Consider the following 23,715-nt stretch of genomic DNA (forward strand, 5'->3'; position numbering starts at 1 on the left):
GCCGGGGACGCGGCGGCGCCGGACGCGACGGCCGGGGACGGGGCCGGGTTCACCGCGCTCTCGGGCGCGCTGGCGGGCGCCGCCCTGCTCGCCGTCTGGCGGCTGCGCGCGCGGGCGAAGTGATGACGCCGGGCGAGCCGCGCGCCTCCGGCAGCGGTCGCCTGATCTCCGTCCTCGCCTGGACGTTGCTGCTGCTCGCGCTGGGGCTGTGGGGCCGCGAACTGTCGGACGGGCACTTCCCCGGCGCCGCCTTCCCCGGCACGGCCCTCGGCGACGCGTCGGCGGCCGCGGGCGAGGAGGGCGGCGGGGAACTGCCGCCGCCCGCCCCGCCCCTGGCCGGGGACGCGGCGCCGCTCGCGGTGGAGATCGACGCGATCGGGGTCCGCGCCGACGTCGTGGAACGCGGCCTCGACGCGGGCGGCGGCGTCGAGCCGCCGCCGTTCGAGCGCCCCGAGCTGGTGGGCTGGTGGGCGGACGGGCCCTCGCCGGGCGCGGAGGGCGCGGCCGTCCTGGTGGGACACGTGGACACCGAACGGGAGCCCGCCGTCTTCTACGCGCTGAGCGCCGTGGAGGCCGGGGAGCCGGTGCGGGTGACGCGGGAGGACGGGAGCACGGCGGAGTTCACCGTCAGCGGCGTGGAGGTGGTGGAACGCGCCGGGTTCGACGCGGAGCGGGTGTACGGGCAGCGGCGGGACGGCGCCGCCGAGCTGCGGCTGATCACCTGCGGCGGAACGTTCGACGAGGAGCGCGGCAGCTACTCGGCGAACGTGGTCGTCTCCGCGTATCTCACCGGCCGGGGATGAGGAGTTCGCCGACCACCGGGACCAGGGCGCGGAACGCGTGGCCCCGGTGGCTGATCGCGTTCTTCTCCTCGGAGGTCAGCTCGGCGCAGGTGCGGGTGTCGCCCTCCGGCTGGAGGATCGGGTCGTAGCCGAAGCCGCCGCCCCCCGCGGGGGCGCGCCGCAGGGTGCCGCACAGCCGCCCCTCGGTGACGCGCTCGGTGCCGTCGGGCAGTGCGAGGGCGGCGGCGCAGGCGAAGTGGGCGCCGCGGTGGGCGTCGGGAACGTCGGCGAGCTGGGCGAGGAGGAGGGCGAGGTTGGCGGCGTCGTCGCCGTGCGTCCCCGCCCAGCGGGCGGAGAAGATGCCGGGGGCGCCGCCCAGGACGTCGACGCACAGGCCCGAGTCGTCGGCGACGGCGGGGAGGCCGCTGGCGGTGGCGAGGGCATGGGCCTTGAGCAGCGCGTTCTCGGCGAAGGTGACCCCGGTCTCCTTGACGTCGGGCACCTCGGGGAACGCGTCGGCCCCGACCAGCGCGACCGGCAGCCCGGCCTCTTCGAGGATGGCCCGGAGCTCGGTGACCTTGTGCGCATTGCGAGTGGCGAGTACGAGACGCTGCATCCAACGATTATCGGCCACGCCCCCGCGCGGGAGCGGCCCTGCCCCCGCGCGGGAGCGGTCACGCCCCCGCGGGGGAGCGTTCCGCCAGGATCCTGACGTCCCAGGGGCCCAGGGTCAGTTCCGTCTCGGCGGGGAGCGGCGTGCCGGTCAGAACGTCGCGGCAGGGCACCGGCAGGCGGAACGTGCTGGGGAGCCACGCCCAGTTGTGCAGGAAGCGGAGCCGGGTCCCGTTCGCCGCCGTCGCGCCGGTCACGGTCTGGGTCTCGGCGGCCGGGCGCCAGCCGTCGTCCGCGACGGGCGCGGCCCAGCGCAGCACCGCGGAGGCCAGCGCCGCGTCCGGGACGGTGCCCACATAGGTCACCCGGCCCGCCCCGTGCTCCCTGCTGGTGACCGCGGGCCAGCGGCAGAAGTGCGGGTGCTCGTAGAGGGCGAGGATCTCCGCGTCCGCCACCTGCACGCCGTCGGCCCAGCCGGTGCCCCGCGCCCCCTCGGGCAGCCGCAGCGGCGAGCCGTCGGGCGCCAGCACGGGCAGCGGCCGCTCCAGCGTGGAGAACTCGTCGTAGAACAGGCCCGCCGCCTCACTCAGGAACGCGGGCTTGGCCTCGGTCCTGGCCCGCACCTCCTCGTCGCCGTAGCCGGTGCGGATCCCGAGCACCAGGTGGCCCCCGGCCGCCGCGTACGCCTCCAGCCAGCGCAGTTCGTCGTCGCCCGCCACCAGCAGCCCCGCCGCGACCAGCACCGGCCGCCGGGCCGCGAAGGTCCCCGGATCCTCGGCGAAGAGCTGCGAGGGGTGGACGATCCCGCTCTGGAGCCCCGCGTCGAACGCGCCGCGGTAGAACGCGTCGAACACCGCGTGGTAGGACCGCTTGTCGCCCCGCCCGTCCGCGGTCCGCAGGATCGGCTGGTGCTCCATCGCCCACTTGGTGTCGGCCGAGTAGACGAGGGCCACGTCCGCGTCCGGCGTGAGCCCCGCGACCAGCTCCCCGGCCCGTTCCAGCTCCGCCCCCAGCGCGGCCAGCTGACGGTGGACCCGCCCCGGCTCCTGGCTGTGCGGGAGGATGCCGCCCCAGTAGGTCTCGGTGCCGTAGTGCAGCGTGTGCCAGTGCCAGTACTCGATCATGCGGGCGCCGCGCGAGACCAGCGCCCAGGCGGCCTGCCGCCACTGGCCGTCGTAGGCGGGCTCGTTGACGAAGGAGGGGCCGATGGCCTGGGCGTTGGTCTCGGTGACGAGGAACGGCTCCTGCCGCGAGGAGTACATCCGGTCGGCCGCCTGGAAGAGCGCCCAGGTGCCGGTGCTGGCCCAGCCGCCGCTGGCGGGCGCGGTGTCGGGGAGCGCGAGGCCGTCCTGCATGCGGTAGTACGGGTTGCCCGCCGTGACGTCGAGGCGGCGGGTGAGGTCGTCGTCCCTGACGGTGGGCCGCGAGTAGGCGATGCACGTGGTGACGAACTGGTCCTCGCGGGCGTACTCGCGCACGATGTCCGCCTGCCAGCCGATGAAGTCGGTGGTCAGGGACGCCTGGAAGCGGCGCCAGGCCAGGTCGTACTGCGGCTGCCCGTTGGCGTCGGGGGTCCACAGGTCGGCCCAGGTGGACAGCCGGTGCGACCAGTAGGTCAGCCCCCAGCGCTCGTTGATCTCCTCGACGGAGCCGTAGGTGCGGCGCACATGGTCCACGAAGCGCTGGAAGACGCCGCGGTTGTGGAAGAGCTCGATGCCCGGCTCGTTGTCCACCTGGTAGCCGATGACGGCGGGGTGGCCGGCGTAGTGGGCGACGATCCTCCTGATGACGCGTTCGGCGTGGAAGAGGAACGCGGGGTGGGTGTAGTCCATCTCCTGCCTGACGCCCCAGCCCACGGGCTGCCCGGTGCGGCGGTCCGCGTTGATCTCGGGGTACGCGCGGGCGAGCCACGGCGGCAGGGCGTAGGTGGGGGTGCCGAGGACCACGGCGATGCCGCGCTCGTGCGCGCCGTCCAGGACGGGGCGCAGCCACTCCAGGTCGAAGACGCCGTCCTCCGGCTCCCAGGTGGACCAGACGGACTCGCCGACCCGGATCACGCTGAAGTGGGCCTCGCGCATGAGGTCGAGGTCCTTCTCCAGGCGCGGCGAGGGCTGGTACTCGTGGTAGTAGGCGGCGCCGAAGAGGACCCGTCCTGGCAGCTTGGGCATGTGGTGCTCTCTCTTTCGAACTCTTTCGCAGTCTCTCGGAGTCTTTTCCGAGGTCTTCTCGGAGGTCTGGCGCGCGGTCGTCCGGGTGTTCAGCCCTTGACCGCGCCCGTGGACAGCCCTTCGAGGAGCTGTTTGCGCAGCAGCAGGAAGACGAGGATGGTGGGCACGGAGGCCAGCACGGCCCCGGGCAGCACCAGGTCGAACGACCGGTTCTCGGCCTTGAAGAGGATGTTGAGGCCGAGCGGGATGGTGTAGCGGTCGGTATCCGAGATGAGGACCAGCGGCCACAGGAAGCTGTTGTAGCTGTGGAGGAACTGCCAGACGGCGAGCGCGCCGAGCGGGGGCCGCAGCAGCGGCAGGACGACGCGCCAGAAGATGCCGAACTCGGTGGCGCCGTCGATCCGGGCGGCCTCCAGGATCTCGTCGGGGATCGACTGGATGATGTACTGCTGCATCATGAAGATGCCGAACGCCGGCGCGATCCAGGGCACGATCAGGGCGAACCAGGGGTTCGACAGGCCGGACTTGACGATCAGCACGAACAGCGGGACCAGGATCACGGCGAACGGCACGGACAGCGAGCTGAACATGACGGAGAACAGCAGCCGCTTCCCCGCGAACCGGTACTTGGCGAAGGCGAACCCGGCGAGCGCGCAGACGAAGACCGCGATGGCGGTGCCGAGCAGCGCGGTGACCACGCTGATGGCGAACCAGTTCCAGAACGGCTCGCCGCCGAGCAGGTTGCGGTAGTTCTCCAGCGTGAACGGGCGGGGGATGATGTTCGGCGGGTACTCGAAGATGTCGCCGCGGGGCTTGAACGAGGCGCTGAGCGCCCACACCATCGGCGCGACGAACACCAGCAGCATCACGGTCAGCGTGGCGTAGAGCGCGATCCGGCCGGGTATGCTCCCGTGCCGCCGCGGCCGGTTGGTGGTCCGTGGCCCGGACGCGGGTGCGGTCGGGGCCGCGGGTGCGGTCGAGGTCGCCGCGGTCATGAGGTCCTCCCGATGGACAGCAGCCGGTTCAGGATCTGGCTGACCCCGAAGACGATGACGAAGAGCACGAGTCCGGCGGCTGCCGCGTAGCCGAACTGCTGGCGGTCGAAGGCCGCGCGGTAGACGAACATGGCGACGGACAGGGTCTCCTCGCCCGGACCACCCCCGGTGATGAGGTAGGGCTCGTCGAACAGCTGGGACGCGCCGATGAACGAGGTGACGACGACGAACGCGGTCACCGGCCTGATGCCGGGCAGGGTGACCGCGGTGAAGGTGCGGAAGACGCCCGCGCCGTCGAGCTCGGCCGCCTCGTAGCGTTCGCGCGGCACCGCCTGGAGGGCGGCGAGGAAGAAGATGGTGAGGTAGCCGACCCAGCGCCACAGCAGCACGAAGCCGACGGAGACCTTCGCGAGGGTGGGGTCGCCGAGCCAGTCGGTGTTCCCCGAGCCGAACAGGGCGCGCGTCACGGCGTTGATCAGGCCGTAGTTGCGGTCGAGCAGCATGCTGAAGACGAGGGCGATGACGATGGGCGAGAGCACCATCGGGATGAAGAAGGTCACCCGGAAGAGGTCGCGGGCGAGGAGACCCTTGGTGTTGAGCGCCTGGGCTATCAGCAGCGCGCCGGGCACCACCACGAAGACGCTGATGAGCACGTAGATCAGGGAGTTGCCGAGCGCCTTGTGGAAGCTGGTGTCGCGGGCGAGGTCCACGAAGTTGTCGAGGCCGACGAACTCGGGGGTGCCGAGGCCCACCCACTCGGTCATGGACAGGTAGACGCCGGCCCCGATCGGCACGATCATGAACAGGGCGTAGAGGACGTAGAACGGGGCGATGAAGGCGTACGGGGCGAGTTGCCTGCGCCTGCCGTCCGGCCGGGACTGGAGCGAGGTCATGAGGGAGTCCTTACGAGCGCGACGAGCGGGTCTGGCCGTGGAAGTCCTCGGCGGCGCGGCCGAGCGCCTCGCGCGGCGAGAGGTCGCCGTGGTAGGCGCGGAGCAGATAGCCGCTGAGGACCGTGTCGAGGATCGGCTTGTCGGCGCTGAGATAGACCGCCGGCGCCTCGTCGATGACGTCCCGGTAGACCTCGAACATGCGCTGGCCGCCGCAGAACTCGTCCTCGGTGGTGAGCAGTTCCTCGTTCTCGAAGACCGACCTGCGGGTGGGCAGGTAGCCCAGCACCAGGTAGCGCCGCACCTGCTCCTCGGGGGTGAGGTAGGCGGCCTTGATGAGCTCGACGGAGGCCAGGGTGTTCTCCTGGCCCCGGAACGCGGCGAAGCCGGTGCCGCCGGTGAACGAGGCGCGTGAGCCGCCCGCCTCGAACCGCGGCAGCGCCCTGATCCGCCACTCCCCCGCCTGCTCGGGCGCGTTGGGCATCAGCCCGTAGACCTTGTACCAGGTGGCGGCCCACTGGCCGATGAGCTGGCCGGACTTGAACGCGGCCTGGGTGCCGGGGCCGAACGGGTCGGCGATGGTGGCGAGCCAGCCCTCCTGGACGCCGCGCACCAGGTGGGCGAGCGTCTCCTCGCCCTCGGGTGACTCGATGAGGAGGGTGCCGTCCTCGCCGAAGAGCCTGCCGCCGCGCTGCATGAGGAGCTGGTCGAAGCTCTGGACGACCTGGCCCAGGTCGCTGCCCGTGCAGGCGGCGCCGATGCAGATGTCGTGCCGCTCGCGGACGCGGGAGGCGGCGTCGGCCAGCTCCTCCCAGGAGCCGAGGTCGGTGGGGAGCCCGACCCGTTCCCACTCGGGCTCGCGGTAGTAGTAGACGACCAGCGGCGCGTCGGAGTCGAGGGCGTAGAGGGTGCCGTCGCGGGTGAAGGGGGCGGTCCGCACGGTCAGCAGGTCGTCGGCGACGTCGGCGACGGCGTCGTTGAGCGGTTCGAGCAGCTCGGCCGCCAGGTCGCCGCGGAGCAGCCGGGGGAAGGCCCCGATCTCCAGGCCCGCGACGTCGGGGGTGCCGCGGCCCGCGATGGCCTGCGCGATGGACTTGGTCACGATGTCGGTGGCGCCGGTGCGGGTGGCGTCCAGCTCCCAGGTGAACGGGCCCGCGCCCGCCGCCGCGGCGTTGTCGGCGGCCTCCTGGAAGAAGTCGACATACGCCTGGTCGTGGGTCCAGAAGGCCAGGTCGACGTCGCCCGAGGTCACCGGTTCCGCGTCGGCCCGATCGGCACAGCCGCTGAGCACGCCGCCGAACAGGCCCGCGGCGCCGAGGCCGCCGCCCAGGCGCAGCAGGCGGCGACGGGAGAGGGGTCCGGACAGCGGACCGGGGAGGGGGCCGGGTGGGATGGGGGGTGGCAGTGGGGTCATCGTCGTCCCTCGCTTGGCGGCGGTGTGCGGCCGGGCGGTGCCGTGCTGGCGCGCACCACCAGCGCGGTGGGGATCCGCGCGTCGGGTGCGGGCGCTCCGGTGCCGGTGACGGCGGCGATGAGCCGCCGCATGGCCTGCCCGGCTATCTCGGTGAAGTCCTGGCGGATGGTGGTCAGCGGCACGGACAGATAGGCGGCCTCCGGGATGTCGTCGAAGCCGACGACGCTGATGTCGTCCGGCACCCGCCCGCCCGCGCGTTCGATGGCGTGGATGGCGCCGATGGCCATCTGGTCGTTGGAGACGAAGAGCGCGGTGGCGGGGAACGGCGGGGCCTCGCCCAGGAGTTCACGCGCGACCCGGTATCCGGAGGCCGGGCTCCAGTCGCCGTGGCACGGCGCGGGCTCGTCGGCGCCCGCGGCGCGCAGCGCGGCGCGCCAGCCGGTGGCGCGGTGCCCGGTGACGGCCCAGCTGGTGGGCCCGGCGATGTGGTGAACGGTGCGGTGGCCGAGGCGGAGCAGATACGCGGTCGCCTGGCGGGCGCCGCCGATGTCGTCGTTGCCGACGGTGAGGGGACGCGGCCGCCCCGCGGCGGCCGGCTCCGTGCCAACGCCCTCCTCGGGGCAGCTCAGCAGGAGCAGCGGCAGCCCGGCGGGGACGAGGGCGGCGAGGTGGGCCGGGCCGACAGGCGCGGTGAGGGCGATGGCGTCGACGCCCTGGCTGACGAGGTGGGCGAGCGCCCGTTCGGCCTCCTCCTCGTCCTCCTCGTCCTCCTCGCCGACGTGGACGACGCTCACGTAGTACCCGGCGGCGCGGGCCGCGCGCTCCAGGTCGCGCAGCACCGAGGCCGGGCCGAAGTAGGAGGTGCGCGCGGTGACGATGCCGATGCGCCGGGAGCGCCGGGTGACCAGCGCGCGGGCGGACTCGTTGGGGCGGAACCCGAGCCGCTCTATCTCACGCAGCACCCGCTTCCGCAGCGCCGCGCTGACGTGCGGTTCGCCGTTGACGACACGGGAGACCGTCTTCTGTGAGACCCCCGCGCTCCTGGCGACGTCCGCCATCGAGACCCGACCCGTCACTCCCAGCTCCCTCGCCAGTCGCCGCCGGTCGACTGAAACGATGCAATGACTGCGCAGTCAACCAGAGTGCGGACACGCTAAGGAGCCCCTTCCGGGAGAGTCAAGGGGTGTGTTCGGGATTTTGTGATCCGTCCGACATGCCGGACGGAGGCGGGGTTACTCCGTGCACACCTCGGTCAGCTCGGCGGTGGCGTCGCCCAGCGGCGACAGGTCGACCGGCGTGCCGTTCTCGACCCCGTCGGCGATGCTGTCCACGGCCTCCTGCACGGAGTCCGCCGCGGCCCTGACGTCCGTGTCCTCCACCCGGTCCCTGAGCTCCGCGACATCGTCGGTCACCTCGTCGGCGGCGTCCACCACCACACCCGGGTTCTCCCCCTCCGTCGCCAGCTCGAACGTCGCGACGCTGTCCGTCACCTCGACCGCCAGCCGCGCGCAGTCCACCGCGCGCTGGAGATCGCACCCCGTCATCGCCACCGTGGACAGCACCACCGCGAGTGCCGCGCCCGACGCGGCAAGACTCCGTGTCCCCACCGGATCACCCTCCCCTGGTTTTGCCCGGAGTTTACCCTTCGGCGAGCGCCGTACGCTGGGCCGCGGCGAGCTGGGCGCAGCCCGCGACCGCCAGGTCGAGCAGGGAGTCCAGCTCCGACCGGTCGAACGGCTGCCCCTCCGCCGTGCCCTGCACCTCCACGAAGCGCCCGTCGCCCGTGCACACCACGTTCATGTCGGTCTCGGCGCGCACGTCCTCCTCGTAGGCGAGGTCCAAAAGCGGAACGCCGCCGACGATGCCGACGCTCACCGCGGAGACGGTGCCGGTGAGCGGCACGGCCTTCGTCCTGATCAGCTTGTGCCGCTGCCCCCAGGCCACGGCGTCCGCCAGCGCGACGAAGGCGCCGGTGATCGCGGCGGTGCGGGTGCCGCCGTCGGCCTGGAGCACGTCGCAGTCCAGCACGACCGTGTTCTCGCCCAGGGCCTTGAAGTCGATGACGGCACGCAGCGAGCGGCCGATGAGCCGGGAGATCTCGTGCGTCCTGCCGCCGATCCTGCCGCGCACCGACTCGCGGTCGCCGCGGGTGTTGGTGGCCCGGGGCAGCATCGCGTACTCGCTGGTCACCCATCCCTCGCCGCCGCCGCGCCGCCAGCGCGGCACCCCCTCGGTGACGCTCGCCGTGCACAGCACCCGGGTGTCCCCGAAGGAGACCAGGACCGAGCCCTCGGCGTGCTTGCTCCAGCCGCGCTCGATGCGGACGGGACGGAGCTGGTCGGCCTCGCGGCCGTCGATGCGTGACATGAGGGCGAGCCTAACCGGCACCCGGACGGCCCCCGCGCCTCGGCCCCGGGGTCAGACCTCGTACACCGCGCCGGGGCGGGCCAGTTCCACGGGACCCCCGAAGACGGCCTTGGCGTCACAGAGGTTGACCTGGGCGTCCGTCCACGGCGGGATGTGGGTGAGGACCAGGCGCTCGGCGTCCGCGTCGCGCGCGCACTCCCCGGCCTGGCGCCCGTTGAGGTGCACGCCGGTGATGTCCTCCTTCCCCTGCGTGAACGACGCCTCGCAGAGGAAGAGGTCGCTCCCCCGGGCCAGGTCCGCGAGCGAGTCGCAGCGGCCGGTGTCCGAGGAGTAGCTGAACGTGCGGCCCCCGTGCTCGACGCGGAACCCGTAGGTCTCCACCGGGTGCGTCACCCGCTGCGCTGTGAGCGTCAGCGGCCCGAGGCGGTACGTCCCGCCGCTGGTCAGCGTGCGGAAGTCGAAGACCTCCCGCATCGACTCGTCCGACGGCGTGTCGTGGTACGCCGTGATCAGCCGCTGCTCGGTCCCCCCGGGCCCGTACACCGGGATCGGATCGCAGCGCCCGCCCTCGAACCGGTAGTACCGGGCGACGAAGTACCCGCACATGTCGATGCAGTGGTCGGCGTGCAGGTGGCTGATCGCGATCGCGTCGATGTCGTACAGGCCGCAGTACTTCTGGAGCTCGCCGAGGGCGCCATTGCCCAGGTCAAGGAGCAGCCGGTAGCCCTCGGCCTCGACGAGGTAGCTGGAGCAGGCCGAGTCCGCGGACGGGAAAGACCCCGAGCAGCCGACGACGGTGAGCTTCATGGAAGGGGGAACCTCCGTAGTGGGGTTCGAACGACTCTAAGTCGCAACGGCCCGCCGTGCTCCTCGTGTGGGCCGGGGTGTGGGCGGAATCACCAGGGCGGGTCACATGCGGCTACGGGACCGGACACGGATGGCAAGCAGCAGGCCAACGGCGATCCAGACGGCGAACATCGCCGAGCCGCCGTAGGACAGGAACGGAAGCGGAAGGCCCGTGACGGGCATGATCCCGAGCGCCATTCCCATGTTCTGGAAGCTCTGGAACGCGATCCACGCCACGATCCCGGCGGCCACGATCGTCCCGTAGAAGTCCGGCGCGTGCGTGGCGATCCGGCAGCCCCGCCACAGCACCACACCGATGAGGACGATCACCGCGCCCGCGCCCACGAAGCCGAGCTCCTCGCCGACCACGGTGTAGATGAAGTCGGTGTGCTGCTCGGGCACGAACTGGCCCGCGGTCTGGCTGCCGTGGAAGAGCCCCTGCCCGGTCAGCCCGCCCGAGCCGATGGCGATCCTGGCCTGGTTGGTGTTGTAGCCCACACCCGAGGGGTCGAGGGCCGGATTGGCGAACGCGGCGAACCGGTCGATCTGGTACTCGTCCAGCAGCCCCAGCTGCCAGACGGCGAGCGAGCCCACGATGCCGAGCCCCAGCAGACCCAGGATCCAGCGGCGGCCCGTCCCCGAGGCGAGCAGGACGCCCAGGGCGATCGCGGCGATCACCATGGTCTGCCCCACGTCGGGGGTGAGCATGATCAGCACGGCCGGGACCCCGGCGAGCAGCAGCGCCTGGAGCACCGAGCGCGTGTCCGGCTCCTTGCGCCCCTCGCTCTCCATCGGCGCGGCGAGCAGCGTCGCCATGGCCAGGATCACCCCGACCTTGACCAGCTCGGAGGGCTGGAACGCGAAGCCGCCGGGGAGCTGGATCCAGCTGCGGGAGCCGTTGATCGAGGAGCCGAGCGGGCTGAGGACCAGCACCGACAGCACCACGGAGAGCGCGTAGAGCCCGGGAACGGCGGTGCGCAGCCGGACGTGCCCGAGCCAGACCATCAGGGCGGCCAGGCCGAGCCCGATGGCGAAGTTGAGGAAGTGGCGGACCATGAAGAACCCGGGCTCGCCGTTGTTGAGATCGGTCCGCGCCCGGGTCGCGGAGTACACCAGCAGGGTCCCCAGGACCGAGAGGATCACGGCCGAGCCGAGCAGCCACCAGTCCAGCCGCCGCGCCAGGGAGTCCCGGGCGGTCATCCTGGTCCAGACGGTCTGCTCGGCGGCGGGCCGCGCGCGGGAGTAGCTAGGCACGATCACGCGTAGAGACTCTACGTGCCCCCGTGGCGACACACGGTGAGCCCGCGCCCCCGCCCGGTCGGCTACGCCCAGAGCTGGCCGTGCAGGCGCGCCACCGCCTCCTCGGTGTCGGCGGCGGTGTAGATGCCGGTGGAGAGGTACTTCCAGCCGCCGTCGGCGACGACGAACGCGATGTCGGCGCTCTCCCCGGCCGCGAGCGCCTTGCGGCCGACGCCGATGGCGGCGTGCAGCGCGGCGCCGGTGGAGACGCCGGCGAAGATGCCCTCCTGGGACAGGAGTTCGCGGGTGCGGACGACGGCGTCCTCGGAGCCGACGGAGAAGCGGGAGGTGAGGACGGACTCGTCGTAGAGCTCGGGGACGAAGCCCTCGTCCAGGTTCCGCAGGCCGTAGACCAGGTCGTCGTAGCGCGGCTCGGCGGCGATGATCCGGACGCCGGGGCGGTTCTCGCGCAGGTAACGCCCCACGCCCATCAGCGTCCCCGTGGTGCCGAGGCCCGCGACGAAGTGGGTGATCCCCGGCAGGTCGGCGAGGATCTCGGGCCCGGTGGTGGCGTAGTGGGCGCCCGCGTTGTCCGGGTTCCCGTACTGGTAGAGCATCACCCAGTCGGGGTGCTCGGCGGCCAGCTCCTTCGCCACCCGGACCGCCGTGTTGGAGCCTCCCGCGGCGGGCGAGGAGATGATCTCGGCGCCCCACATCGCCAGCAGCTCGCGCCGCTCGGAGGAGGTGTTCTCCGGCATGACGCAGACGATGCGGTACCCCTTGAGGCGGGCGGCCATCGCCAGGGAGATGCCGGTGTTCCCCGAGGTGGGCTCCAGGATCGTGCAGCCGGGGGTCAGACGCCCGTCCTTCTCCGCCTGCTCGATCATGAACAGCGCGGGACGGTCCTTGACCGAACCGGTGGGATTCCGGTCCTCCAGCTTGGCCCAGATGCGCACGGACTCGGCCGGCGACAGCCGGGGCAGCCGCACCAGCGGCGTGTTGCCGACCGCCGCCAGCGGGGAGTCGAAACGCATCAGCCCATGCCCCCGGCGACGGCGGGCAGCACCGTGACGCTGTCGCCGTCGGCGAGCTTGGTCGCGATGCCGTCCAGGAAGCGGACGTCCTCGTCGTTCAGGTAGACGTTCACGAAGCGGCGCAGTTCCTCGCCCTCCACCAGCCGGTCCCTGATGCCCGGGTGCCGGGCGTCGAGGTCCGTGAACAGCTCGGCGATGGTCTCGCCACTGCCCTGCACGGCCTTCTCGCCGTCGGTGTAGCTGCGGAGAATGGTCGGGATGCGGACCTCGATGGCCATCAAAGCTCCAAAAATGCTGGGTGAGTACAGCCGAGAAGGAAGGCGGCGTGCGCCGTGATCAGCGGATCAACGAGGAGCGGTACACAGGGAGCTGGCCAGCCGGCACAGGTCGACGTGCAGACGTGCCACGAGCAGCTCACCGAGGGCCCGTTCGTCGCTCACGTCGTGGAGAACCATGAATTCATCGTATCGATTCCCCGCCCCGCGCCCCGGACACCGCTCATCATCCGGACGGAACCGTCTCATGGCGCGACGACGTGGACGTCCTCCTCGGTGACCTCGCCGTCCACGATGCGGAACGAACGGAAGGACACCGGCCCCTCGCCGTCGCCGCACTCCGCCGTCGAGACCACGACGTAGTGCGCGTTCGGCTCGTTGGCGTAGGAGATGTCGGTGCGCGAGGGGTACGCCTCGGTGGCGGTGTGCGAGTGGTAGATGACCACCGGCTCCTCGTCGCGCTGGTCCATCTCGCGATAGAGCCGCAGCAGGTCGCCCGAGTCGAACTCGTAGAACGTGGGCGAGCGGGCCGCGTTGAGCATGGGGACGAAGCGCTCGGGCCGGTCACTGCCGGCCGGACCCGCCACCACGCCGCACGCCTCGTCGGGGTGGTCGGCGCGGGCGTGGGCCACGATCCTGTCGTGGAGGTCCTGTGCGATGGTCAGCATGCCGCCAGCCTAGGACGGCCCTCCAGGCACTCACTTCGCCAGGGGGACCCCGTCCGCGGGCGGCCCCTCCTCCGGGTCCTGGGGGCCCCGCGGGGAGACGCGGCCCGCGCCCGTCCCGTCCGCCGCGATCGCCGCGTCGGACTCGCCCGCGTCCCGGCGGCGCACGTAGACGAGCACCCGGCGCAGCTCCTCCCTGACCACGGGCGCGAGCAGGTAGAGGCCGATGATGTTGCACACGGCGGCCGAGAAGAGGAACGCGTCGGCCAGCTCCACCAGCGTGCCGAGCGACAGCAGCGCCCCGGCGATGATCATGAAGCAGAACAGCAGCTTGTACGCGTTCTCGCTGGCCTTGGAGGGGCCGAAGAGGTGCCCCCACGCCTTCTGCCCGTAGTAGCCCCAGGTGATGATCGTGGCGAAGGCGAAGAGGAAGACCGCGACGGTGAGCACGGCGGGGAACCACGGCAGCGCGGTCTCGAAGGCGTCCGAGGTGAGCGAGATGCCGACCTCGGTGCCCTCGATGCCCCCGCCCGAGGCCGCGGCCTCGCGGGCCGCCTCGTACATCGGCCCGCGGGCGACCACGATGGTCAGCGCGGTCATGGTGCAGATGACGACGGTGTCGAGGAACGGTTCGAGGAGCGCGACCAGGCCCTCGGTCGCGGGGTGCCTGGTCCGCACCGCGGAGTGGGCGATGGGGGCCGAGCCGACGCCCGCCTCGTTGGAGAACGCGGCGCGCTGGAAGCCCATGACCAGCGCGCCGATCACGCCGCCGGTGACGCCCTCGGGACGGAACGCCTCGGTGACGATGGTGGCGACGGCGGCCGGGACCTCGCCCGCGTTGAACCCGATGACCACCAGGCAGGCGGCGCAGTAGAGCACCGCCATGGCGGGCACCAGGCGGCTGGTGACGCGGCCGATGGCCCGGATGCCGCCCAGCAGCACCGCGGCGGCCAGCACGGCGACCACGGCGCCGAAGAGCAGCGCGCCGCCGGACCCGGCGAAGAAGTCGGTGTGGTCCCCGGTGGCGGCGGCCAGCTGCTCCAGGCTCTGGTTGACCTGGAAGAAGTTGCCGCCGAAGAAGGCGAAGAAGAGGATCATCACCGAGGCGAGCAGCGAGAGGGCCGTGCCCAGGCGCGGCAGGCCGCGCTCGGCCAGGCCCCGGCGCAGGTAGTGCATGGGACCGCCGGAGACGCGCCCGGCGGCGTCGATCTCCCGGTAGCGCACGCCGAGGGTGCACTCGACGAACTTGGACGCCATGCCCAGCAGCCCGCACATGATCATCCACAGCGTGGCGCCCGGACCGCCGATGGAGACGGCGATGGCGACGCCCGCGATGTTGCCGAGGCCGACCGTTCCGGCGACCGCCGAGGTGAGGGCCTGGAAGTGGGTGACCTCGCCGGGCGCGTCCGGCTGCTCGTACCGGCCGCGGACCAGGCGCAGGGCGAGCCCGAAGTGGCGGAACTGGACGAAGCCGAAGGTGACGGTGAAGACGAGGCCGGCCAGCACCAGCCAGCCGACGATCAGCGGGATGTCGCCGCCGAACAGGTGGACGTCGTAGAAGACGACCTCGGAGAGCACGTCACGGACCGGTTCGAAGACGTGGTTGACCGCTTCGTCGATCCGGTCGGTCCAGGATCCTTCGCTCGCCATGTCATCGTCGTACCACTCAACGAGTGATTGATCACATGATGTGTTGCATTGTCACCCTATGGGGGGATGCCGTGGGGCCGGAAGGCGACCGGACGGGGTCAACGGGCCCGCGTCACGGCATGAGCGTCTCGACCAGGGACTCCTGGAGGCCGCCCAGCCAGAAGTAGGCCATCACCAGGGGCTTCATCGGGTCGTCGTCCGGCAGCTCGAACAGCTTCTCGCCGGTGTCCTCGTCCTCGATCCCCAGGCGGGAGCCGATGGTCAGGCGCAGGTCGTTCAGCGCGACGAGCCACCGCCGGGAGTCCTCGGCGCCCAGCGTCAGCACCGCCCCGCCCGCCGGGCCCGCCTCCCTCGCCTCGGCGGCGACCGAGTCCAGCGAGCGGACGAGGGCGAGCAGGTCCTCGCGCTTGCGCGCCCGCAGGTCGCCCTCGGTGAACCGGCGGAACTCGGCCGACTTCCGCGCGCTCTCCTCGTCGCCCGCCGCCCCGGGGGCGCCGTACGCGTCGGGGAAGAGCCGGGCCAGCGCGGGGTCGCCGGGCGGCTCGCTCGGGCCCTCGGCGAACAGCGCGTCCAGCGGGTCGTCCGACTCGCCGCCGGGGCCGGGGCCGATCAGCTCCAGCAGCTGGGTGGCGAGGCTACGCAGGATCGAGATCTCGACCTCGTCCAGGGCGACGGCCGCGCCGCCCCCGGGCCCGCCCACCGGCTCGAAGTACCCGGACATCAGCGGTCCCGCTGAAGGGTCGCCCACAGGCCGTAGCCGTGCATGGCCTGCACGTCGCGCTCCATCTCCTCGCGGCTGCCCTGCGACACGACCGCGCGGCCCTTGTGGTGGACGTCCATCATGAGCTTCTTGGCCTTGTCCTTGGAGTAGCCGAAGTACGCCTGGAAGACGTAGGTCACATAACTCATGAGATTCACCGGATCGTTGTGGACGATCGTGATCCATGGGACGTCCGGCACGGGATCCACTTCCTGGGCCCGTTCCGCCTCTGTGCGCTCGATCTCCATGGGGATGGCACTCACATGGTCCATGCTGCCACCAACCCCGCCCCAGATCCCAAACGGGCCGCGCGAGGCCACGCCGAGCATATATCGTCAGAGTGACGAGATCGGGAGTACACTCGACGCATGGACGTCATGAACGACGCGCGGACCGGCCCGCCGCTGGCGGTGCCGTCGACCGCGCTCTTCACGGATCAGTACGAGCTCACCATGCTCCAGGCCGCGCTGAACGCCGGCACCGCGCACCGGCGCTCGGTCTTCGAGGTCTTCACCCGCCGCCTGCCCGAGGGGCGCAGGTACGGCGTCGTGGCGGGGACCGGGCGCGTTCTGGACGCGGTGGAGAACTTCCGCTTCGAGCCCGCCATCCTCGACTTCCTGCGCGAGCAGCGGATCGTGGACGCCCCGACGCTCGACTGGCTCGCCGGCTACCGCTTCACCGGCGACATCCGCGGCTACCCGGAGGGCGAGGTCTACTTCCCCGGCTCCCCGGTGCTCACGGTCGAGGGCAGCTTCGGGGAGTGCGTCCTGCTGGAGACGGTGATCCTGTCCATCCTCAACCACGACTCCGCGGTGGCCGCCGCCGCCTCCCGGATGGCCGTGGCGGCGGCCGGGCGGCCCCTGATGGAGATGGGCGCCCGCCGCACCCACGAGCTGGGCGCGGTCGCCGCCTCACGGGCCGCGTACGTCGGCGGGTTCTCGTCCACGTCCGACCTGGCCGCCGGGTTCAGGTACGGGATCCCGACCGTGGGCACCAGCGCGCACGCGTTCACGCTGCTGCACGACTCGGAGCGGGAGGCGTTCGCCGCGCAGGTGGAGTCGCTCGGGGCGGGAACGACGCTGCTGGTCGACACGTACGACGTCACCGAGGCGGTGCGGCTGGCCGTCGAGGTGGCGGGCCCCAAGCTGGGCGCCGTCCGCATCGACTCGGGGGACCTGCTGGTCGTCGCCCACCGGGTGCGCCGGCAGCTGGACGAGCTGGGGGCGCACGAGGCCAGGATCGTGGTCACCAGCGACCTCGACGAGTACGCCATCGCCTCGCTCGCGGCGGCGCCCGTGGACGCCTACGGGGTGGGAACGCAGCTGGTGACGGGCAGCGGCCACCCGACCGCCTCGATGGTCTACAAGCTGGTCGCCCGCGCGGCGGGGAACGCCCCCGACGCGCCCCTGATCCCGGTGGCGAAGAAGTCGCTGGGCGGCAAGCTGTCGATCGGCGGCGCCAAGTGGGCGGCGCGGCAGCTGGACGAGCAGGGCGTCGCCGACGCCGAGGTCGTGGGCACCGGGCCCGTTCCCGACGAGCTGGCGGGCCGCCTGCTGGCCGTCGAGCTGATGCGGGACGGCACGACGGTCGCCAGGGAGCGTCTCGACGCCGCCCGGGACCGGCACACCGCGGCCCGGGAGGCGCTGCCGCTGTCGGCCTCCCAGCTCTCGCGCGGCGAACCCGTCCTGTCCACGCGCTACATCCGTCCTTGAGGAGAGAGAACCCATGCATCGTGCGCTGATCGTCGTGGATGTGCAGAACGACTTCTGTGAGGGGGGCAGCCTCGCGGTCCGGGGCGGCGCGGACGTCGCCGCCGCGATCACCGACGTGATCGGCGCGGCCACCCCGGTCTACCGGCATGTGGTGGCGACCCGTGACTGCCATATCGCGCCGGGTGACCACTTCTCGACCCATCCCGACTATGTCCGCTCGTGGCCCGTGCACTGCGTAGCGGGCACGGAGGGCGTCGGCTTCCACCCGAACTTCGCCCCCGCCGTCACCTCGGGCGCCGTGGACGCCTGCTTCGACAAGGGCGCCCACGCGGCGGCGTACAGCGGCTTCGAGGGCACCGACGAGGAGGGAACGCCCCTGGCCGACTGGCTGCGCGCCCGGGATGTCACGGCGGTGGACGTGGTCGGCCTCGCCACGGACCACTGCGTGCGGGCCACGGCCCTGGACGCGGCGGGCGAGGGCTTCGAGACCCGTGTCCTGCTCGGCCTGACGGCGGGCGTCGCCGGCGAGACGGTGGACGCGGCCCTGGAGGAGATGCGCGCGGCGGGCATCACGCTGACCGGCACCCCCCACGCCCCCTGAGGCCGCCCGGGTGCCCGGGTGGGCCGCCCGGGTGCCGCCCGTCTCACCCCTTGCGGCGGGCGGGAGCGGGGCGGACCGGGCGGCGGCGGGTGCGGCTGTCGGCCACGCGGCCGTGGCCGCGGCGCAGCAGGTGCGTCATCGGGTGCCAGCTCTCCGTCGCCACCTCGGGCGTCGAGCGCCACACCAGGCCCTCGGGGTGGTGCAGGACCGCCGAGACCTCGTCCGGAGTCGGCGGGGCGGCGTTCCCCCTGAGGTAGACCGGGGCCAGGCCCAGGTTCCGCAGCCGGGTGAGCGCCCGCTGCCTGCTCGCCGCGTGGACCAGCACCCGCACCGCGAGGGCGGGCGCCCCGGGGCGCGGCAGGGCGAGCGCCACGACGACGCTCCCGTCCGGCAGCGAAACGAAGCCTCCGTCGGCCATGGGTCACCCTCTCCTCGGCTCGGTCCTGGCGAAAACCTGACCCAGCCATCCTTACGCGCTCGGCCGCCGCCCGTCGAGGGGCGGCGGCCGATACATGCGCTGACCTGCGCTTTCTTGATGCGCTAGATCACGGACCTTCAGATGGTGACGCTAGGTGACGACATGTGACCGAAACGACCGGTCACTGTGCCTGGCTCGGAGCCACCCGGATCCGCATCGGATCCGAGGGGTCATCCGGCTGCTGCACGATGGTGATCCTGGTGTTGGTGTCCGGCACGAGGACGCTGTTGCCCGGGTTGGCCTCGTCCCAGTACGTGCCCGTGCGGTCGTCGAACGACCGCTCACCCGGCTGCGAGGGCAGCGTGGTGGGCTCGCCGTTCAGATGCAGGGTCAACTCCTCGGTCGCCGCCCGGCCGAACGACGCGTCCCTGGTCTGGATCCGGTTGCGCATCACCGTGCCGTCCGGCCACAGTTCGGCCGTGGCGTGGGCGTCGACCGGCAGGATCAGGCCCTCGCCCGGGTGCTGGCTGGTGTTGTTGTCCGACTGCGAGGTGTCCCAGAGCCAGACCACCATCCCGTTCTGGTAGGCGAAGTGCTCGACCCAGTCCGGACGGGAGTCGAGCCAGCCGAAGTTGTACGGGCCGGTCTCCAGCGTCGCGTCGAAGCCGACGTACTGACGGTTCTCCACCAGGTAGAACTGGGGGTAGTTGTCCGTGATCGAGGCGCCGACGAGACCGAAGCCGTCCACGCTCCAGTCACCCTCGCCCTCCTCGGCGTTGTCCGAGAAGACCGGCTCGCCGTCGGCCGTCACCGTGATGGCGTCGGCCGTGAAGCCGGTCATCGCGAGGGAGCCGTCGGTCTGGTAGCGGAACCGCAGGTCCACCGGGGCCCCGGCGTACGCGTCCAGCGGGAACGACAGGGCGGCATCGCCGCCCGACTCCCCGGTCAGCGTGGGCCGGTCCGCGCTGTCGCGCGGCAGCGCCTCGCCGTCCGCGGTGCCGTCCAGCGCCGTCCAGGTGGTGCCGCCGTCCGAAGACGCCTCGACATACAGGTGGTCGAAGCCCTCCTCGATCGACCACCAGCCGGTCAGGTCGAGCGACGCGGCGGACGCGCCGGTCAGATCCACCGTGCGGCTCAGGGTGTTGCTCAGGTCGTCGCCCGAGCCGCTCCACCACTGGGACGCGCCCTCGGCGGGCGGGTGGATCTCGTTGGTGACGGTCTTCTCCGGGAGTTCGACCACCAGGGCCTGGTCGCCCTCGTGCTCCTCGCCGTCCGGGTAGGTGGCCGAGGAGGGGCCGAGGTCGTGCTGCGACCGCGTCGCGGCCTGCGCCGTGCCGTGGTCGAGCCAGCCGAGTTGGAGCTTCTCCCAGGGACCCATGTCGTTCGGCAGGGCGCCGATCGTGCCCTCGCCCGGGCCGAGCCAGGAGCCCGAGGACATCGCCGACCAGAAGCCGGTGCCGTTCTCGCCGCCCTGCGTGTCGTACAGGTCGGGCAGCCCCAGGTCATGGGCGAACTCGTGGGCGAAGACGCCCACCCCGCCGTTCTCCGGCTGGATGGTGTAGTCGCCGACCCACAGCCCGGTGTCGGCGACCTGCGTGCCGCCCGCCGGGTTGAACTCCGGTCCCGCGCTGCCCATCTGATCGGCGAAGGCGTACCAGCGGTGGGCCCAGATGGCGTCCTCGCCCTGCGCGCCGCCGCCGGCCGACTCGTCCTCGCCCGCGTGGACGACCTGGAAGTGGTCCAGGTAGCCGTCGGGCTCGTTGAAGTCGCCGTCGCCGTCGTAGTCGTAGCGGTCCTGGATGTCGTACCGGGCCAGCCGCTCGCGCAGCTCCTCGGGCGTGGCGCCCGCGGCGATCTGCGTCTCGTACCAGGAGTTGACGCCGTCGGTGACGATCTCCCAGACCGACTCGCAGACGTTGTCGCCACAGGCGTTGTTGCCGTACCTGGCCTCGTTGTAGTCGACGGTCACCCAGTCGGTGACCTCGCCGTCCACGGTGTAGCGGCCCGAGGACTGGCTCTCGAAGTACTGCTTGACCGAGGGGACGTCGGGGTCCTCGGAGTAGTAGACGTCCTCGTAGTACTGGCGGTCGAAGTCCTCCTGCCAGATGGTGGTGTTGTCCGCCGAACGGTCCGGCTCGGCGATCTCGTTGACGCGCGGGCCGGCGTCGCCGCCGAAGTCCGGGTGGACCTCGTCGCCGAACTCGACCAGCACGGTGAAGATCTGGTCCGTGCCGGTGGTGGCCACCTCCACGAACTCGCCCTCGCTCAGCTCCACGACCTCGGAGCCGCCCAGGGTGCGCGGGCTGGCCTGGCCGCTGATGAGCTGCTGATGCGCCTGCTGCTTCTGGGCCTCGCGCTTCTCGCCCAGCGGGTTCTCCAGATGCGGCCCCGCCGCGAACGCCCTCGCCTCGCCCGGCCGGTCGGCCGCGTCCGCCGGCGGCTGCGCCTGGGCGGCGCCCGCCGGCATCAGCACCGCCGCTCCCAGCGCGGCGACTGCCGTCGCCGCTGCGGCGGTGGTCGATCTCCTCGATCGCTTTCCTGTATTCACGTGTTGCCTGTCCTCCCCTGCGCACGCAGTGATGTGACGGGACGCATTTGACATGAGTGAGACAGAAAAAGACAGACCTTGATTCAACACCCCAGGACAACTAGCGTCTTTCCGCCTCTGCCGGAGCATGAATCCGTGCGCCCCCCGTGCTTCCGTCGGTCGGGCGAGGCGAGGCTTACCCGCCCCTCGCCCCGGGCATCTCGGCCCGTAGGACCGTTCGAGAGCCCCCCTCTCCCGACCGGTCGACCGCACCCCTTCCGAGGACGGGAACACCATGCCGCACCCGACCCCCGCGCACCTCGCCTACGGTTCGGCCACGGTCATCTCCACCACCTTCGTCTCGCTGCTCCTGGTCCAGGACGCCCCGGGTCCGGTCGCCGTCCTCATCGCCGTCGTGGCGCTGGTGCTCGGCGCCGCGGTCACGCTCGCGGCGGCCAGGCACCAGGCCGGGCGACGGCCCGCGGCCCCGGCCGGCGAGGCCACCACCGGGGAGCGCACCGCCACCGGGCCCGCCCCGGCCCCCCGGCGGACGCACGTGCGCGCCTGATCACGCGTCAGGCGGCGGAGACCACCACGGTCCCCGCCGCCTTGTCGTGCAGGCACTGCCGGTAGGGCCGGTCCCACGTGCAGAACAGCACGTTGACCAGCCAGAAGAGGAAGCCGACGCAGGGCAGCAGCTGCGGCAGCGAGTAGACCGCGGCGCGGGCCCAGGCCGGATTCCCGCGCGGCACGGACCCGTTCTCCAGCACCGCGACCCTGATCCGCAGCAGCATCTTGCCCAGGGTCTGGCCGCGGGCGGAGAGCATCAGGCCCTCGTAGACGAAGTAGACGATCAGCACGATGGCCTGCTGCACGTAGGAGGCGCCCCCGTCGTCGTTGACCTCGTACGCGCCCATCACGGGCCACAGGAGGAGCGTCAGCGGCACGCCGATGATCAGGGCGTCCACGATCCTGGCGGCCAGACGGCGGCCGAGCGGGGCCAGGGGCGGCATGCCGGCCAGCGGGTCGGCGGCCCCCTCGGGACCGCCGTAGGGATTGGCGCCGAAGGAGTCGTCAGGCCGGGGCGCCTTCGGCAGCCCCGCCTCCTGCGGTGGGGTGGTCCCGCGCTCCGGCTCGTCGCCGGGGCCGGGCCGCGGCTGATCGCTGCTCATGATCGCCAGTCAAACCCGCCCCGGCACGGCCCGCATCCCGGCGGGGACGATCGGGCCACCCCTGCCGCCGAACGGGTCAGGCGGGCGGGGCCTGCCCGCTGGGCGGGGTGAACGTCGCGACGAACGTGCGCGCGGCCTTGTCGTGCCAGCCCTGCCGCCAGGGCCGGTCCCGCGCGCCCATGATGAGGCTGACGATGCCGACGACGAACAGGGCGAGCACGTTGTACAGCAGCCAGCGCAGCAGCGCCGCCCCGAAGCCCGGCTTCTCCTGGCTCTCCACGTCCAGCACGCGCAGGCGGAACATCGCCTTGCCCAGCGTGCTGCCCCACAGCGAGACGGGCAGCGCCTCCAGGAGCAGACCCACGCCGAGGAACACCCCCAGCACCATGGCCAGATACCCGCCGGTGGTGCCGTCGATCAGCCAGATCGTCTCCGTGACCCCGGCCCGCTCGGCCGCGTCCACCTGCTCCTGGATGTGGTCCTGCGCGTCGCCGACCAGCGGCGCCGCGACCACGGCCGCGGCGGCCCCGGGGAGGAGCGCGTCGACGATCCTGGCCATCAGCCGGCGCCCGAGACCCGCCGGATACGCCTGCGTGGTGTCGAACCGGCGGATCATCGTGAGCGCGTCGCCCTGGTGCGACTGGAGGAAGGGCGACTGGGGGGCCTGCTGGCCGCCCTGCTGCTGCGGATAGCCGTACCCACCTGCCCCCGGCGGGGGCTGCTGCCCCGGCACACCCGGCTGCTGCTGCGGATAGCCGTACCCGCCCGGACCTGGCTGGGGCCCTCCCTGCGCGCCCGGCTGCTGCGGGTAGCCATAGCCGGCGGGCGGCCCGCCCTGGGGCGGGTGCCCCGGTCCGGGCTGTCCGGGCTGGGGCTGGTGCTGCTGCTGCGGCGGCTGCGCGCCGGGCGGCTGGCCAATGGACGGCGGGAGCGACTGCCCCTGGCCCGCCTGCGGCGGCGCCTGCCTCCCCTGCTGCGCCCCGGAGGGCGCCTGCTGGGCGAGGTCGCGCACCTGGCGCTCCCAGGACCCGCCGCCCGGCATGTCCGCTCGGCGCAGCGTGGTCGTCTGCTCGTTGGCATCCTCGGCCGGCGGCTCCGGCTTCCTGGCCGGGGTCGCGGGCGGGGTGGGCTGCGCGGCCGGGGTGGGCTGCGCGGCCGGGGTGGGCTGGGCGGCCGGCGTGCCCGGCGTCTCCGAGCCCCCGGCCGGGGTGCGGCGGAACTGGCCGCGCGGGTCCACGCGCCCGGCCGCCACCACCGGAGAGGTCGAGACGTCCTCGTCCGAGCCCCAGGTCACGCGCTGGTCGCCGCGCTGACCCTGCTGCGGCGGGGCGTCGGCGCCCCAGGGGCCGCCCGCCTGCCCGCCCGGGGCGGGCGAGCCCGAGGCGGGGGCGGCCACCCCCCCCCCGCGCGGCCCCGGGAGCGCGCGGCCGGGGGGGGGGGAGGGGGCGGGAGCCGGCGCGGGGGGCGACGACGGGGTAGTCGAAGGGGCCTTGGTGGGGCTGGCCGCCCGGGGGGGACACGGGGGCGACCCGCCGGTCCTGGTCGATGGAGGTGACCCTGCCGGTCAGCACCTCCGCGTGGGGGAGCA

25 protein-coding genes are annotated in these 23,715 nt (G+C 72.6%); 4 read left to right on the forward strand and 21 right to left on the reverse strand.

Translation table 11 applies throughout. The features are described from left to right. Positions 1 to 122: 122 nt before the first annotated feature. Positions 123 to 803, forward strand: a complete 681-nt coding sequence (locus tag ADY01_RS13575; RefSeq protein WP_049571477.1) for a class F sortase — start codon at positions 123 to 125, stop codon at positions 801 to 803. Here the strand turns inward: ADY01_RS13575 and rdgB are convergent. From rdgB to clpS, 17 genes are all read right to left on the reverse strand, one after another. Further along, positions 787 to 1,398, reverse strand: coding sequence for an RdgB/HAM1 family non-canonical purine NTP pyrophosphatase (rdgB, locus tag ADY01_RS13580; RefSeq protein ID WP_049571479.1), 612 nt, complete (start codon positions 1,396 to 1,398; stop codon positions 787 to 789). The two genes, ADY01_RS13575 and rdgB, sit on opposite strands and share 17 nt — an antisense overlap. 58 nt (positions 1,399 to 1,456) lie before the next feature. Then, positions 1,457 to 3,562 carry a beta-galactosidase gene (locus ADY01_RS13585; RefSeq protein WP_049571483.1) on the reverse strand — a complete coding sequence of 702 codons (2,106 nt, stop codon included), beginning with the start codon at positions 3,560 to 3,562 and terminating at the stop codon, positions 1,457 to 1,459. An 89-nt stretch (positions 3,563 to 3,651) separates the two neighbouring features. Then, positions 3,652 to 4,557, reverse strand: coding sequence for a carbohydrate ABC transporter permease (locus tag ADY01_RS13590; RefSeq protein ID WP_078900270.1), 906 nt, complete (start codon positions 4,555 to 4,557; stop codon positions 3,652 to 3,654). Next, positions 4,554 to 5,450: a carbohydrate ABC transporter permease gene (locus ADY01_RS13595; protein WP_049571484.1), complete on the reverse strand. Its 897-nt coding sequence runs from the start codon at positions 5,448 to 5,450 to the stop codon at positions 4,554 to 4,556. The genes ADY01_RS13590 and ADY01_RS13595 overlap by 4 nt, the downstream gene beginning before the upstream one ends. A 10-nt stretch (positions 5,451 to 5,460) precedes the next feature. Continuing rightward, a complete protein-coding gene (locus tag ADY01_RS13600) occupies positions 5,461 to 6,861 on the reverse strand; it encodes an ABC transporter substrate-binding protein (protein WP_234320209.1) in 1,401 nt (466 codons plus the stop codon). Beyond that, a complete protein-coding gene (locus ADY01_RS13605) occupies positions 6,858 to 7,937 on the reverse strand; it encodes a LacI family DNA-binding transcriptional regulator (RefSeq protein WP_234320210.1) in 1,080 nt (359 codons plus the stop codon). The genes ADY01_RS13600 and ADY01_RS13605 overlap by 4 nt, the downstream gene beginning before the upstream one ends. 156 nt (positions 7,938 to 8,093) lie before the next feature. Beyond that, positions 8,094 to 8,468, reverse strand: a complete 375-nt coding sequence (locus ADY01_RS13610; protein WP_063784217.1) for a hypothetical protein — start codon at positions 8,466 to 8,468, stop codon at positions 8,094 to 8,096. Between the two features lie 31 nt (positions 8,469 to 8,499). Continuing rightward, on the reverse strand, positions 8,500 to 9,228 hold the full coding sequence (rph, locus tag ADY01_RS13615; RefSeq protein WP_049571491.1) for a ribonuclease PH: 729 nt from the start codon (positions 9,226 to 9,228) through the stop codon (positions 8,500 to 8,502). Between the two features lie 51 nt (positions 9,229 to 9,279). Continuing rightward, positions 9,280 to 10,035: an MBL fold metallo-hydrolase gene (locus ADY01_RS13620; RefSeq protein WP_049571494.1), complete on the reverse strand. Its 756-nt coding sequence runs from the start codon at positions 10,033 to 10,035 to the stop codon at positions 9,280 to 9,282. A 102-nt stretch (positions 10,036 to 10,137) separates the two neighbouring features. Beyond that, positions 10,138 to 11,274 (reverse strand): rod shape-determining protein RodA, encoded by a 1,137-nt coding sequence (rodA, locus tag ADY01_RS13625; RefSeq protein WP_078900271.1) that lies wholly within the window; start codon positions 11,272 to 11,274, stop codon positions 10,138 to 10,140. Positions 11,275 to 11,396: 122 nt separating this feature from the next. Continuing rightward, on the reverse strand, positions 11,397 to 12,347 hold the full coding sequence (locus tag ADY01_RS13630; RefSeq protein WP_049571502.1) for a PLP-dependent cysteine synthase family protein: 951 nt from the start codon (positions 12,345 to 12,347) through the stop codon (positions 11,397 to 11,399). Continuing rightward, positions 12,347 to 12,625: a MoaD/ThiS family protein gene (locus ADY01_RS13635; protein WP_049571506.1), complete on the reverse strand. Its 279-nt coding sequence runs from the start codon at positions 12,623 to 12,625 to the stop codon at positions 12,347 to 12,349. Before ADY01_RS13635 ends, ADY01_RS13630 begins: the two co-directional genes overlap by 1 nt. A 66-nt stretch (positions 12,626 to 12,691) precedes the next feature. Next, positions 12,692 to 12,802 carry a putative leader peptide gene (locus ADY01_RS41550; protein WP_324612918.1) on the reverse strand — a complete coding sequence of 37 codons (111 nt, stop codon included), beginning with the start codon at positions 12,800 to 12,802 and terminating at the stop codon, positions 12,692 to 12,694. A gap of 65 nt (positions 12,803 to 12,867) precedes the next feature. Beyond that, positions 12,868 to 13,290, reverse strand: a complete 423-nt coding sequence (locus tag ADY01_RS13640) for a Mov34/MPN/PAD-1 family protein (protein WP_049571510.1) — start codon at positions 13,288 to 13,290, stop codon at positions 12,868 to 12,870. A gap of 30 nt (positions 13,291 to 13,320) precedes the next feature. Continuing rightward, positions 13,321 to 14,937 carry an alanine/glycine:cation symporter family protein gene (locus ADY01_RS13645; protein ID WP_063784218.1) on the reverse strand — a complete coding sequence of 539 codons (1,617 nt, stop codon included), beginning with the start codon at positions 14,935 to 14,937 and terminating at the stop codon, positions 13,321 to 13,323. A gap of 112 nt (positions 14,938 to 15,049) precedes the next feature. Next, positions 15,050 to 15,658, reverse strand: coding sequence for a DUF2017 domain-containing protein (locus tag ADY01_RS13650; protein ID WP_049571512.1), 609 nt, complete (start codon positions 15,656 to 15,658; stop codon positions 15,050 to 15,052). Next, positions 15,658 to 15,969, reverse strand: a complete 312-nt coding sequence (clpS, locus tag ADY01_RS13655) for an ATP-dependent Clp protease adapter ClpS (RefSeq protein WP_049571538.1) — start codon at positions 15,967 to 15,969, stop codon at positions 15,658 to 15,660. The genes ADY01_RS13650 and clpS overlap by 1 nt, the downstream gene beginning before the upstream one ends. A 105-nt stretch (positions 15,970 to 16,074) precedes the next feature. Here clpS and ADY01_RS13660 point away from each other — a divergent pair, with 105 nt between their 5' ends. Both ADY01_RS13660 and ADY01_RS13665 read left to right on the forward strand, forming a co-directional pair. After that, positions 16,075 to 17,409 (forward strand): nicotinate phosphoribosyltransferase, encoded by a 1,335-nt coding sequence (locus tag ADY01_RS13660; RefSeq protein WP_049571541.1) that lies wholly within the window; start codon positions 16,075 to 16,077, stop codon positions 17,407 to 17,409. A gap of 13 nt (positions 17,410 to 17,422) precedes the next feature. After that, on the forward strand, positions 17,423 to 18,010 hold the full coding sequence (locus tag ADY01_RS13665) for an isochorismatase family protein (RefSeq protein ID WP_049571515.1): 588 nt from the start codon (positions 17,423 to 17,425) through the stop codon (positions 18,008 to 18,010). A 43-nt stretch (positions 18,011 to 18,053) separates the two neighbouring features. Here the strand turns inward: ADY01_RS13665 and ADY01_RS13670 are convergent, their stop codons facing one another. Both ADY01_RS13670 and ADY01_RS13675 read right to left on the reverse strand, forming a co-directional pair. Then, positions 18,054 to 18,428: a hypothetical protein gene (locus ADY01_RS13670; protein ID WP_234320212.1), complete on the reverse strand. Its 375-nt coding sequence runs from the start codon at positions 18,426 to 18,428 to the stop codon at positions 18,054 to 18,056. Positions 18,429 to 18,609: 181 nt separating this feature from the next. After that, complete coding sequence (locus tag ADY01_RS13675) at positions 18,610 to 20,895, reverse strand: immune inhibitor A domain-containing protein (protein ID WP_078900272.1); 2,286 nt, start codon at positions 20,893 to 20,895, stop codon at positions 18,610 to 18,612. Positions 20,896 to 21,250: 355 nt separating this feature from the next. On the opposite strand from ADY01_RS13675, the gene ADY01_RS13680 reads away from it, so the two are divergent. Then, positions 21,251 to 21,523: a hypothetical protein gene (locus ADY01_RS13680; RefSeq protein WP_049571518.1), complete on the forward strand. Its 273-nt coding sequence runs from the start codon at positions 21,251 to 21,253 to the stop codon at positions 21,521 to 21,523. A gap of 7 nt (positions 21,524 to 21,530) precedes the next feature. Here ADY01_RS13680 and ADY01_RS13685 read toward each other — a convergent pair whose 3' ends face one another. Next, entirely contained in the window at positions 21,531 to 22,127 is a 597-nt protein-coding gene (locus ADY01_RS13685) for an RDD family protein (RefSeq protein WP_049571522.1), read from the reverse strand. Positions 22,128 to 22,203: 76 nt separating this feature from the next. Beyond that, on the reverse strand, positions 22,204 to 23,523 hold the full coding sequence (locus tag ADY01_RS36020; protein WP_053170795.1) for an RDD family protein: 1,320 nt from the start codon (positions 23,521 to 23,523) through the stop codon (positions 22,204 to 22,206). Between the last annotated feature and the right edge of the window lie 192 nt (positions 23,524 to 23,715).

Source organism: Streptomyces sp. SBT349 (assembly GCF_001083795.1).
Classification (GTDB): Bacteria; Actinomycetota; Actinomycetes; order Streptomycetales; family Streptomycetaceae; genus Streptomyces.

Coding starts and splice junctions, on each gene's coding strand:
- ADY01_RS13575 (WP_049571477.1), top strand. CDS start 123: ATGACGCCGGGCGAGCCGCGCGCCTCCGGCAGCGGTCGCCTGATCTCC.
- rdgB (WP_049571479.1), bottom strand. CDS start 1,398: ATGCAGCGTCTCGTACTCGCCACTCGCAATGCGCACAAGGTCACCGAG.
- ADY01_RS13585 (WP_049571483.1), bottom strand. CDS start 3,562: ATGCCCAAGCTGCCAGGACGGGTCCTCTTCGGCGCCGCCTACTACCAC.
- ADY01_RS13590 (WP_078900270.1), bottom strand. CDS start 4,557: ATGACCGCGGCGACCTCGACCGCACCCGCGGCCCCGACCGCACCCGCG.
- ADY01_RS13595 (WP_049571484.1), bottom strand. CDS start 5,450: ATGACCTCGCTCCAGTCCCGGCCGGACGGCAGGCGCAGGCAACTCGCC.
- ADY01_RS13600 (WP_234320209.1), bottom strand. CDS start 6,861: ATGACCCCACTGCCACCCCCCATCCCACCCGGCCCCCTCCCCGGTCCG.
- rph (WP_049571491.1), bottom strand. CDS start 9,228: ATGTCACGCATCGACGGCCGCGAGGCCGACCAGCTCCGTCCCGTCCGC.
- ADY01_RS13620 (WP_049571494.1), bottom strand. CDS start 10,035: ATGAAGCTCACCGTCGTCGGCTGCTCGGGGTCTTTCCCGTCCGCGGAC.
- rodA (WP_078900271.1), bottom strand. CDS start 11,274: ATGACCGCCCGGGACTCCCTGGCGCGGCGGCTGGACTGGTGGCTGCTC.
- ADY01_RS13630 (WP_049571502.1), bottom strand. CDS start 12,347: ATGCGTTTCGACTCCCCGCTGGCGGCGGTCGGCAACACGCCGCTGGTG.
- ADY01_RS13635 (WP_049571506.1), bottom strand. CDS start 12,625: ATGGCCATCGAGGTCCGCATCCCGACCATTCTCCGCAGCTACACCGAC.
- ADY01_RS41550 (WP_324612918.1), bottom strand. CDS start 12,802: ATGGTTCTCCACGACGTGAGCGACGAACGGGCCCTCGGTGAGCTGCTC.
- ADY01_RS13640 (WP_049571510.1), bottom strand. CDS start 13,290: ATGCTGACCATCGCACAGGACCTCCACGACAGGATCGTGGCCCACGCC.
- ADY01_RS13645 (WP_063784218.1), bottom strand. CDS start 14,937: ATGGCGAGCGAAGGATCCTGGACCGACCGGATCGACGAAGCGGTCAAC.
- ADY01_RS13650 (WP_049571512.1), bottom strand. CDS start 15,658: ATGTCCGGGTACTTCGAGCCGGTGGGCGGGCCCGGGGGCGGCGCGGCC.
- clpS (WP_049571538.1), bottom strand. CDS start 15,969: ATGGACCATGTGAGTGCCATCCCCATGGAGATCGAGCGCACAGAGGCG.
- ADY01_RS13660 (WP_049571541.1), top strand. CDS start 16,075: ATGAACGACGCGCGGACCGGCCCGCCGCTGGCGGTGCCGTCGACCGCG.
- ADY01_RS13665 (WP_049571515.1), top strand. CDS start 17,423: ATGCATCGTGCGCTGATCGTCGTGGATGTGCAGAACGACTTCTGTGAG.
- ADY01_RS13670 (WP_234320212.1), bottom strand. CDS start 18,428: ATGGCCGACGGAGGCTTCGTTTCGCTGCCGGACGGGAGCGTCGTCGTG.
- ADY01_RS13675 (WP_078900272.1), bottom strand. CDS start 20,895: ATGCCGGCGGGCGCCGCCCAGGCGCAGCCGCCGGCGGACGCGGCCGAC.
- ADY01_RS13680 (WP_049571518.1), top strand. CDS start 21,251: ATGCCGCACCCGACCCCCGCGCACCTCGCCTACGGTTCGGCCACGGTC.
- ADY01_RS13685 (WP_049571522.1), bottom strand. CDS start 22,127: ATGAGCAGCGATCAGCCGCGGCCCGGCCCCGGCGACGAGCCGGAGCGC.